The sequence below is a fragment of the Rhizobacter sp. P3_B12 genome (assembly GCF_056402895.1).
On sequence record NZ_JBFUGN010001013.1, the window covers coordinates 1 to 2,178 of the forward strand.

The 2,178-nt window shown below is 68.5% G+C and carries 1 protein-coding gene; it reads left to right on the plus strand.

The window, feature by feature from the left end; all coding sequences use genetic code 11:
* Nucleotides 1–190 precede the first annotated feature (190 nt).
* The coding region (locus AC1D01_RS31380; protein ID WP_477873428.1) for a PQQ-dependent sugar dehydrogenase at nt 191–2,178 on the plus strand (1,988 nt) is incomplete at its 3' end.

Consider the following 2,178-nt stretch of genomic DNA (forward strand, 5'->3'; position numbering starts at 1 on the left):
GGGCAGCTGACTCTCGGATAGCGCCGGCGATAAGGATGGTGTTCACCAAGACGCCTCGGATCCGTGCTGCGTCTGAGGCTTGTATCCGTCAGACACCTCACAAGAACGCTTGTTTACATCGTGGAATTGAAATTCCACAGATGATGCCGCCGGAACGAATGTTCACCCAACATCGCAAGGAGGCGGCGCCATGGAACCCACGACGATCCTGAAGACCCCGCGAGTGAGGCCGCTGTGGCGGCTCGCATCGGGGACACCGTTGGCCTTCATGACCGCGCTCGCGCTGTCGGCCACACCGGCCTGGGCCGCCACCACCACGCTCGTCGGCAAGGCCAGCGGCCGCTGCATGGACGTCAGCGGCAACAGCACGACCTCGGGCGCAGCCGTCCAGATCTACGACTGCCACGGGGGCGCCAACCAGAAGTGGGAGTTCACCGCCTCGGGCGAGCTGCGCACCTTCGGCGGCACCCGCTGCCTCGATGCCAAGGGCCAGGGCACCACGAACGGCACGCGGGTCACCTCGTCCACCTGCAACGGCCAGGCCAACCAGCAGTGGCGCTACAACGCCAACGGCACCATCACGGGTTCGCAATCCGGCCTGTGCCTCGACGTCGTCGATGCCAGCAACGCGCAGAAGGCGCCCGTGCAGATCTGGGCCTGCCACGGCCGGGGCAACCAGGTGTGGAACCGCAGCGATGGCGGCAGCAATGACGCGCAGGCACCGTCGATCCCCGGCAACCTGAAGATCGCCAACCTGCAATGCCGCTCGGTCACGCTGTCGTGGTCGGCCTCGACCGACAACGTCGGCGTCGCGTTCTACGACATCTACCACGACGGCCAGGCCATGGCCTCGGTGAGCGGCAGCACGCTCAGCACCACGCTCACGCTGAACCCGGGCGCGCAGTGGGGCCTGTACGTGAACGCCCGCGATGCGGCGGGCAATGTCTCGCAGGCCAGCACCACGCTGCCCATCAGCGTGCCGCAGTGCAGTGCCGACACAGAAGCGCCCACCATGCCCGCCGGCCTCACCGGCTCGGTGGCAGGCACCGCCGCCACGCTGCGCTGGAGCGCCTCGACCGACAACGTCGCGGTGAGCGCCTACGACGTCTACCGAGATGACGCCAAGGTCGGCTCCACCTCGAACCTCAGCTACACCGACAGCGGCCTCGCGGCCAACACCACCTACCGCTATGCCGTGGCCGCGCGCGATGCGCAGGGCAACGTGTCGCAGCGCACCACCAGCGTCAGCCTGACGACCGGCAGTTCGTGCAGCAACCCGGTGTGCTCGGTGAGCCAGGTGACGACCGACACCGACATCCCCTGGGGCCTGGTCGCGCTGCCCGATGGCAGCGTGCTCTACAGCCGCCGCGATGCGCAGGACATCGTGCGGCTGAACCCGGCCACCGGCGCGAAGACCACCGTCGGCAAGATCCCGAACGTGTCGGGCACCGATGGCGAGGGCGGCCTGATGGGGCTCGCGGTGACGCCGGCCTTCCCGGCCACCGACCCGTGGCTCTACGTGATGCACACGACGGCCACCGACAACCGCGTGATCCGCCTGAAGTACGTCAACGGCACGCTGGACACCTCGACCCTCCAGGTGCTGCTGAGCGGCATCCTGCGCAACAAGTACCACAACGGCGGCCGCCTGCGCTTCGGGCCCGACGGCAAGCTCTACGTGGCCACCGGCGATGCACAGAACGGCGCCAATGCGCAGAACACCAGCGGCCTGAACGGCAAGGTGCTGCGCCTGAACCCGGACGGCACGCGGCCCACCGACAACCCGTTCGGCAACTACGTGTGGAGCTACGGCCACCGCAACCCGCAGGGCCTGGCCTTCGATGCGCAGGGCCGGCTGTGGCAGCAGGAGTTCGGCGACAGCACGATGGACGAGACCAACCTGATCCAGAAGGGCGGCAACTACGGCTGGCCCGACTGCGAGGGCACCTTGTCGCGCGGCGGCAGCGGCTGCGCCACCTCGGGCTACATCGCGCCCAAGCGCACCTACCCGACGGCCGACGGCTCGTGCAGCGGCATCGCGATCGTGCGCGGCGTGCTGTACGTGGCCTGCCAGCGCGGCACCCGCGTGTACCGCGAAGTCATCAGCGGCGACAGCCTGACCAACGTGCAGGAGCTGTTCCGCGGCACCTACGGCCGCATCCGCACCGTGGAGCCCTC